Source organism: Pseudanabaena sp. UWO310 (assembly GCF_006861605.1).
Taxonomy (GTDB): domain Bacteria; phylum Cyanobacteriota; class Cyanobacteriia; order Pseudanabaenales; family Pseudanabaenaceae; genus Pseudanabaena.
Genome location: NZ_SELU01000111.1, coordinates 1 through 8,668, shown reverse-complemented (window position 1 = coordinate 8,668; position 8,668 = coordinate 1). Strand labels below are relative to the sequence as shown.

Here is an 8,668-nt window from a genome sequence, read left to right as displayed (position 1 = left end):
GTATAAGTACCTCGTATAAGTACCTCAGCATAATTAAAATCCAAATCTAAAACCTGCGGTGCAGGTTTTAGAGTTTTATATTTAATTAAGCCCACTTACTTATGAATCATAAATTAAGTTGAATTATCGGTGGATTTGGCGATCGCAAGGATTAAGATCTTATCTATAGCAGTCTTAAATAGTTCTTGCCAAATGGTTCTTGCCAAATGGTTCTTGCCAAATGGTTTATTGAAGCGCATCTTGAGCTGGTTATAGATTTTCAGGAATGGAGAAAAGATCGTGGCGATCGCATCAATCAATCCTGTAACGGGAGAGGTATTAAAGACCTTTACGCCTTTAACAGATGGGGAAATCGAGCATAAACTAGCCCTTGCCGATCGCACCTTTGCGACCTACAAGTACACCAGTTTTGCCGAACGCGCTCAATGGATGTATCGAGTTGCAGATATCCTTGAGGCAAAAAAAACGGAATTTGGGATTATTATCACCCTTGAGATGGGAAAAACCCTCAAAAGTGCGATCGCGGAAGTTGAGAAATGTGCCCATCTCTGTCGGTTTTATGCCGAACATGCCCCGCAATTTTTAGCTGACACACCTGTCACGATCGATGCTGGTCAAGCCCTAATTCGCTACCAACCTCTAGGGATTATTTTGGCGGTGATGCCTTGGAACTTTCCCTTTTGGCAAGTGTTTCGCTTTGCCGTACCCTGCTTGATGGCGGGCAATGTGGGGCTGTTAAAACATGCTTCCAATGTGCCCCAATGCGCTTTGGCGATCGCGGAAATTTTCCATGCAGTGGGCTTGCCCGATGGCGCTTTTCAAACCCTACTCATTGGTGCGGATCGAGTGGCGAATCTGGTTGCTGATCCGAGGATAAAAGCTGCTACTTTAACGGGGAGTGAACCTGCTGGACAAAGCCTCGCTGCGATCTCAGGGCATCATCTCAAAAAAGTAGTTTTGGAACTAGGCGGCAGCGATCCATTTATCGTTCTCAAAACCGCCGATCTCGATCTTGCGGTGGCTACAGGGGTAACTGCGAGGGTAATGAATAATGGGCAGACCTGCATTGCCGCCAAGCGCTTCATTCTCGAAGAAGCGATCGCCGATCAATTTATTGCTAAGTTTGCGGAGAAATTTAGGGCTTTGAAGGTGGGCGATCCCATGCAAGCGGCAACGGATGTGGGTCCCTTAGCTACACCACAAATTTTGCAAGAATTGGATGGACTGGTGAAAGCAACTGTAAATGCGGGTGCTAAGGTTTTGGTGGGTGGATATCGCATTAAACAGGAGGGAAATTTTTATGCCCCGACAATTTTGGTAGATATTCCCTTAGGTGCGCCGCCCTATCAAGAAGAATTTTTTGGCCCCGTTGCGTCAGTATTTCGCGTCAAAAATATTAGGGAGGCGATCGCCCTTGCCAATAGCACTAACTTTGGGCTGGGGGCAAGTATTTGGACTAAGGACGAACGGGAAATAGAACTAGCGATCGCTCAAATTGAAGCGGGTTCAGTCTTTGTGAATAGTATGGTTAAGTCCGATCCTCGACTTCCTTTCGGTGGGATTAAGCGATCGGGCTTTGGTCGAGAGTTGGGTATCGAAGGTATTCGCGAATTTGTGAATATTAAAACTATTGCGATCGCCTAGAGTTCATTCCATATATTTTAGGTCAAACCAGTTAGGTCAAACCAGTTAGGTAAAACTAGGTAAAATCAGGTAAAACAATGAATACCGCAGAATTATTAGTTAAATGTCTAGAAAATGAAGGAGTGGAATATATTTTCGGACTCCCTGGAGAAGAGAATATGGCGGTTCTCAATGCTCTTGAGAATTCATCAATTAAGTTCATTACTACCCGCCATGAACAGGGAGCCGCATTTATGGCGGATGTATACGGACGACTGACGGGGAAACCTGGAGTCTGTCTATCGACCCTTGGTCCGGGAGCTACTAATTTGATGACAGGGGTTGCTGATGCCAACTTGGATTGTGCGCCATTGATCGCGATTACGGGACAAGTGGGAACCGATCGGATGCATACCAATTCCCATCAATACCTCGACCTAGTCGCCATGTTTGAGCCTGTGACCAAATGGAATGCTCAAATTGTGCGCCCAAGTATTACCCCAGAAATTATTCGTAAAGCTTTTAAGCTTGCCAAGTCAGAGAAGCCAGGAGCCGTACATATTGATTTGCCAGAAAATATTGCGGATATGGAAGTTACAGGGCAACCGCTCTTGATCAAAAGCGATCGCAACGCGATGTATGCCTCCTATCGCAGTCTTTCCGAAGCGGCGATCTTGATCGCCCAGTCTAAAAATCCGCTCATTCTGGTGGGTAATGGGGCAATTCGTTCTGGTGCTAGCCAAGCGCTAACGGATTTTGCCACCCGTTTAAATATCCCTGTGGCAAATACCTTTATGGGGAAAGGCGTAATTCCTTATCGCCATCCTTTGGCTCTCTGGTCGCTAGGTTTACAGCAAAGGGATATTATTAATTGTGCTTTTGATGAAACGGACTTGGCGATCGCCGTTGGTTATGACTTAATTGAGTACGCTCCCAAAAAATGGAATCCTAAAGGCACAATTCCCATTATTCACATTGCCGAGTTACCAGCGGAAGTTGATAGCAGTTATATGCCACAGGTAGAAATTGTTGGCGATATTTCCGATTCCTTGGTGGAGATTATGCATCGTTGCGATCGCACGGGAATGCCTTCGCCCCATGCGATCGATCTGCGTCCGCAAATTCTTGCCACCTACGAACAGTACGCCCATGACGAAGGATTTCCCATTAAACCGCAAAAAATCGTCTACGATCTTCGCCAAGTGATGGCTGCCGAGGATGTGGTGATTTCTGATGTGGGTGCACATAAAATGTGGATGGCGCGTCATTACCATTGCGATCGCCCGAATACTTGCATTATCTCCAATGGCTTTGCCGCGATGGGAATTGCGATTCCTGGAGCGATCGCCGCCAAGCTAGTGCATCCCCATCGCAAGATCGTAGCGGTAACGGGTGATGGCGGTTTCATGATGAATATGCAGGAACTAGAGACTGCCACGCGGATCGGTACGCCCTTTGTCACGCTGATTTTTAATGATGGTGGTTATGGCTTGATTGAATGGAAGCAACAGATCCACTATGGGCGATCGGCTTTTATCAAGTTTGGCAATCCCGATTTTGTAAAGCTTGCGGAAAGTATGGGGCTCAAAGGGTATCGAGTAACTTCCGCGATCGAGTTGATTCCCATTCTCAAAGAAGCCCTATGGCAGGATGTTCCCGCCGTTATCGATTGCCCCGTTGATTATCGGGAAAATATGCTTTTTTCCCGTAAAGTGGGCGAATTGTCTTGCCCGATTTAAAGATAAAACATCGTCAATTTTGATTGCGCTCTATAAAGTTTTCGATAGCTTCTTTGGCTTCGAGAAGACTTGAGCGATTTTCTTCACGATAAATCTTAATTGCTTCAATTTTGCGGGAGGGGTCGAGTGCAATCTGTTTAACCCGTTCTGAAAGTTGGGATGGAATTTCTATTTCCATTCGATTGAGGATTAAGCCGAGAGCATAATCAATGCGTTTCATCCTGCGCTCAAGGCGCTTAATGCTAGTTTCGAGGCTAAATAAGATGATTAAAGTGGTAGCTAAGAAAAAAACGTAAACACCGCCATCCATAATTGTCACCATAATCAATATTCAGCTTAATTGCTTTGCATCAAAAGAATAGCAAATATAGCGATCGCCAAATGTACTAGGACATAAACCCCAAGAATTGACTGGCGGCGCGAAGCGCCGCCAGTCAATTCTTGGGGTAATTCAAGTGACTGTAGCTATGTGAGTGGCGGCGCTTCGCGCCGCCACTCATATTTGGGGTTTTGTGGCGACAGCTATAAAATGGGAAGTAGCTAGTCGCAAAACTAACAAAGCTATGGCGATCGCCATAGCTTGTGACTCTGATTTTTAAGTAGCTAGGTATAAGTAAACTTATAACCTAGAAGAGCATACCGCCTGCTGCGCGGGCGGTATGCTCCTCTGGGTTACGCCTAGCTACTTAATTGTGTCGGCTACCTATATACCATTGATGGCTCTTTCAAGATTGGCTCGGGATTGGTTATAGCCAATGATTGCTTGAACGCGGTTAACATCGGCACGAGTTAGATCTGACTCAGCGGAGATGACCTCAAGTTGGGTTCCAACTCCAGCATCAAGGCGCAAACGTGCAAGACGTAGGGCTTCTTCTGCTTGTTGAACGGCTTTAGTTGCCGTGTCAATCTGTTGAAAACGCGATCGCTGATTGATGTAGGCTGACTCCACATCATAACGAGCCTGACGAGCGGCTTGCTCGAACTTACTCTCGGCTGTGGCTTGATCGGCTTTGTATTGATCTACTTGCGCGGCCGCTTTGCCACCATCAAAGAGCGTCCAGCTTAACGACAAACCAACTTGGTAGTCCGCACTAGCACTACCATTGTTAACAAAGGAAGTAGAGGCATCAAAGTTAGTAAATACGCTAACTTGGGGACCTAATCTTGATAAGGTGGCATTGGCATTATTGCGAGCAACTTCACGCTCTAACTTGCGAATGTCAAGTTCAGAACGATTGCGGACTGCCAGCAAGATCGATTCTTCTAAGGACATTTTCCATGCTGCGACAGGAGCAATTTTATCGGCAGCCGTAATTTCAATGGTCGGGGGATAGTTGATCTGGCGAGATAATTCCCGTCTGGCTACTAACTGGGAGGCTTCGGCATTGAGCAAGTCTTGCTTGGCATTGGCAAGGGAGACCTCGGATTGGAGAACATCAAACTTTGTCCCAACCCCTGCCCGCTCTCTGGATTTGGTGTCCTTCAGGCTTCGTTCAGCATTTTCAACGGCTTTGCGTTGGATGCGGATCGTTTCATCGGCATTTTGGAGACTGTAATAGGCTGTCACGATATTCAACCGAATTGTCTGATTGACTTGATTGAGTGATGCCTCCGCAATGCGTAAGCTGTTTTCAGCCGCAGCAATAGTATTGTCATTCACCCCTGAATCAAAAATGTTGTAGCTAATGCCTAGAGTACCCGTGAGCGCATGGGTAGTAGAGGTATTTGTGGTGGAATTTGTGGTGGAATTTGTGACAGTTGGCGGTGAGAATACCGAGTTTCCATAGGTATACCTCGATGATGCGGAAACAGTGGGCGAACGTCCAGCTTCGGCAGCTCTCAATCCAGCACGGGCGCGATCTACGGCAATTTTTGCTTGAATCCAATCGGGGCTAGATCTTTCAACTAATTCCAAAAGTTCGGCGAGGGTGACTGGTTTGCTAAGGTCTAACTTAACTTGACTGGGTGTGGTGGGAACAACTAGGGTCTGCGCAGGGTCAAGTTTGCCAGATTCATAAACCGTAGAATTGGGATCAATTCTGGCAGGTTCCGTGGAAGAACTGACTTTTTGAGGTTGCGATCGCTGGCTATCTTGAACGATATTTGTATTAGTAGTAGAAAGCAGCTTCGGTGGATCTTGATTATTGACTTTAGCTAATGTCGCGATCGCTACCTGAGGCATGGCAGGATCTGGAGATGCTTTCTGGGTGCTTGTCGAACTACTGGTCGAATTACTGGTCGAACTACTGGTCGATTTATTTGCCGATTCAGATTGTGCTTCGTCAATAATCACCGACTGGGGTGTAACCTCTTCCGAGGTGGCAAGACGAGAAATATTAGCAGTGCTATTAGAGGTATTAACAGTGGTGTCAGGCTCTAAAACGACCTTAGTAAAAGGACGTAGAGGTAGATTAAATTCTTGAGCATTGGCTGTCCAAGCTGGAATCAGAAGCGATAAACTCGCACCAAGCGTCAACCAACTGGAAGAAATTCGCATAATTCAGTCCGTCACTCCTCGCATTTAAATAGCAGCCAACATACCTTACAACGAGCATCTTCTAATAGCTCGTACGTCACAATCATCATGCTATCGGGTAAATATGAAAGCACCTGTATGTTTGCATAACAGATTGTAGTACAAACCTTGAAATTTAGAGATATTAATCAGCTCTAAGTAAGTGGGCTTAATTAAATATAAAACCCTAAAACCTGTGGCGCACGAGCAGCTTGCGCCGCAGGTTTTAGGGTTTTAATTGTACTGAGATACTTACCCCAAATTTCCATTGCATTCCTGTTGCCAGTTATATTGCCAGTTATATTGCCAGTTATATTGCCAGTTAGGTGCGGATAAAATCAAAACCGAAAAGAGAGATGCAGCGCTTTGTACCGCGCCTCTCTTTTCGGTTTTATGTCTTGATACACTGGGATAGCTATGGTTATAGCTATATTTAATAGTAATTCCCATTGCGCTTAATTTCTGAGCTTTAATAGCTAAATGTAATCCGATAAAATTTACCGACTATATCTAAATCTAAAAAATGAATATCCTTCCTTTATTAACTGTTCCGCAGGCGTGGCATGGAGATGCTCTTGCGATCGCAGTTTTTGCAAGCCCCAAAGCCAGTCATGATCCGCATGAGCAGTCAGAAAATTCTGTAAAAAAAGCGTTTGAACTATCTGAAGTATTAAAAAAATTAGATATTCAGGTTCTGGGTTGCACCTTAACAGATTTGATCGCCGAATCTGAATTTCTAGGGGAGAGTGGGGTTGCGGTTAGCGGTCGTGTGGGGATTGACTATGCTATTCGCAAGGTGATTTTGATTGGTATGGGCGATCCTGCTCAAGCTAATGCCGATGTTTGGCGTAGATCGGCGGCAATAGCTGTGAAATGGGCAAATAAAGAGAAGGTGAAAAAGTTCGCATTATCATTCCCTACCTACAATCAAGACGTTACGGTGACGGCTCAAGCGATCGCTGAGGGGATATTACTAGCGGCGCATCAAGACAAGCGATTTAAGTCTAAAAATACCAATCCCAGTTTTCTGGAGCAGGTGGAAATTTTGGAAACCGATCCCGATCTGGCAAGCCCTGCGATCGCGAAGGCGCAGCAAATTGTTGACGGGGTAATTTTGGCGCGGGAATTAGTATCGGCTCCAGCCAATATTGTCACTCCGATTACCTTGGCTGATACTGCGATCGCGATCGCGAAGGAGTCAGATTTTTTCACGGTCAAAATTTTGGAACAAGCCGACTGTGAAGCCTTGGGGATGGGAGCCTTTCTTGGTGTAGCTAGAGCTTCGGATATTCCTCCCAAGTTCATCCACCTCACTTACCGTCATGGCGAGCCCAAGCGCAAATTAGCGATCGTCGGCAAGGGATTGACCTTTGATTCGGGTGGTTTAAATATTAAAACTGGTGTGGGCAGCAGTATCGAACTGATGAAAACCGATATGGGTGGCTCGGCAGCAGCCCTCGGTGCAGCAAAAGCGATCGCCCATCTCCAGCCCACAGACATCGAGGTGCATTTTATCGTCGCGTCCTGCGAAAATATGGTCAATGGTAGTGCCATGCGTCCAGGAGATATCCTCACCGCCTCTAATGGTAAAACTATTGAAGTGAATAATACCGATGCCGAAGGACGCTTAACCCTAGCCGATGCCCTCGTCTATGCCGATCGCCTTGGGGTCGATGCGATCGTTGATCTTGCTACGCTAACAGGGGCTTGTGTGGTGGCGCTGGGCGAAGATATTGGGGGAATGTGGTCGATTGATGATGGCTGGGCAGAGGCGATCGCTAAAGCTGCTCGGGATGCTGGCGAGAAATTATGGCGGATGCCCCTCGAAGATCCCTATTTCGATCAATTAAAATCGGTCGTGGCTGATTTTAAAAACACTGGTTCGCGAGCGGGCGGAGCAATTACGGGGGCTTTGTTCCTGAAGCAATTTGTGGAAACAACTAAGGCATGGGCGCATCTTGATGTGGCAGGGCCAGTCTGGACTGAGCGCGAGTCGGGTTATAACAATGCTGGCGGCACGGGTTTTGCAGTGCGAACTTTAGTGAATTTGATCCTTAATTAACGTCAGTTCGGGTTAGGCTGGCAAATTTTAAAAGCCCAAAAGTAAAACTTACTTTTCACGTCATCTCTGAAATGCTTTCTAGGAAGGAGTTTCAGGATTAACTGTATTTGCAATAAGTGTTACTTCATGACAATGTACAACGCTAGAATAAGACTTGTGGCGGTAGGAATATTGGCGGTTATGCTGAAACAGCAAGATAACGGGAAAAGTAAGAAAGTAAAAGCCTTGCGATGCAAGGCTTTTACTTTTGGGCTTTGAGAAAGGGTTTGCGTAGCAAACCCTTTCTCAAAGCCTGTTTTAAGATGCTTCGCTTTCAAAAATTGTCTCCATTCTTTAAGCTCACAAGATGAGTGGCAGCGCGAAGCGCCGCTACTCATTTCTTACAGCGCTTCGCGCTCAAACCCAAACCAAGGGAATTTTTGAAAGCGTTGCAAAGCAACGCTTTCAAAAATTCCCTTGTGGTTCGTTTGATCGATAATTGCTGTAACTTGCGATATAAACCCAAAAAGAGGGTTGCCGCGCGGAGCGCGGCAACCCTCTTTTTGGGTGATACAGTTGATGGCAGCTATGGCTTTGCTTGCGAACATTGATGCAATAGCGATAACTGATAATAATTTTCGGCATGGGCGATCGCATTTTGTTGTTCTGCTTCTGAAAGCTCGCGCATCACCTTTGCGGGCACACCTGCCACCACCACCCCCGCAGGCACATCCTTAGTCACCACTGCCC

At 46.2% G+C, this 8,668-nt stretch carries 6 protein-coding genes; 3 read left to right on the top strand and 3 right to left on the bottom strand.

Annotated elements, in window-relative coordinates; all coding sequences use genetic code 11:
- Positions 1-279 precede the first annotated feature (279 nt).
- Together PseudUWO310_RS22320 and PseudUWO310_RS22315 are read left to right on the top strand one after the other, a co-directional pair.
- On the top strand, positions 280-1,644 hold the full coding sequence (locus tag PseudUWO310_RS22320; RefSeq protein WP_143190561.1) for an NAD-dependent succinate-semialdehyde dehydrogenase: 1,365 nt from the start codon (positions 280-282) through the stop codon (positions 1,642-1,644).
- Between the two features lie 77 nt (positions 1,645-1,721).
- The gene (locus PseudUWO310_RS22315) at positions 1,722-3,362 is read left to right on the top strand and encodes an acetolactate synthase large subunit (protein WP_009629608.1); all 1,641 of its coding nucleotides are present in this window, start codon (positions 1,722-1,724) and stop codon (positions 3,360-3,362) included.
- A gap of 13 nt (positions 3,363-3,375) precedes the next feature.
- Here PseudUWO310_RS22315 and PseudUWO310_RS22310 read toward each other — a convergent pair whose 3' ends face one another.
- From PseudUWO310_RS22310 to PseudUWO310_RS22300, 3 genes are all read right to left on the bottom strand, one after another.
- On the bottom strand, positions 3,376-3,684 hold the full coding sequence (locus PseudUWO310_RS22310; protein WP_143190560.1) for a hypothetical protein: 309 nt from the start codon (positions 3,682-3,684) through the stop codon (positions 3,376-3,378).
- A gap of 381 nt (positions 3,685-4,065) precedes the next feature.
- Entirely contained in the window at positions 4,066-5,859 is a 1,794-nt protein-coding gene (locus PseudUWO310_RS22305; protein WP_143190559.1) for a TolC family protein, read from the bottom strand.
- A gap of 270 nt (positions 5,860-6,129) precedes the next feature.
- A complete protein-coding gene (locus PseudUWO310_RS22300; RefSeq protein WP_143190558.1) occupies positions 6,130-6,327 on the bottom strand; it encodes a hypothetical protein in 198 nt (65 codons plus the stop codon).
- A 73-nt stretch (positions 6,328-6,400) separates the two neighbouring features.
- Here PseudUWO310_RS22300 and PseudUWO310_RS22295 point away from each other — a divergent pair, with 73 nt between their 5' ends.
- Positions 6,401-7,939, top strand: coding sequence for a leucyl aminopeptidase (locus tag PseudUWO310_RS22295; protein ID WP_143190557.1), 1,539 nt, complete (start codon positions 6,401-6,403; stop codon positions 7,937-7,939).
- Positions 7,940-8,668: the final 729 nt, after the last annotated feature.

Bases quoted from the DNA above. Each gene is read 5' to 3' on its own strand.
- PseudUWO310_RS22300 (WP_143190558.1), bottom strand. From the start codon at position 6,327: ATGGGAATTACTATTAAATATAGCTATAACCATAGCTATCCCAGTGTA.
- PseudUWO310_RS22315 (WP_009629608.1), top strand. From the start codon at position 1,722: ATGAATACCGCAGAATTATTAGTTAAATGTCTAGAAAATGAAGGAGTG.
- PseudUWO310_RS22305 (WP_143190559.1), bottom strand. From the start codon at position 5,859: ATGCGAATTTCTTCCAGTTGGTTGACGCTTGGTGCGAGTTTATCGCTT.
- PseudUWO310_RS22295 (WP_143190557.1), top strand. From the start codon at position 6,401: ATGAATATCCTTCCTTTATTAACTGTTCCGCAGGCGTGGCATGGAGAT.
- PseudUWO310_RS22310 (WP_143190560.1), bottom strand. From the start codon at position 3,684: ATGGTGACAATTATGGATGGCGGTGTTTACGTTTTTTTCTTAGCTACC.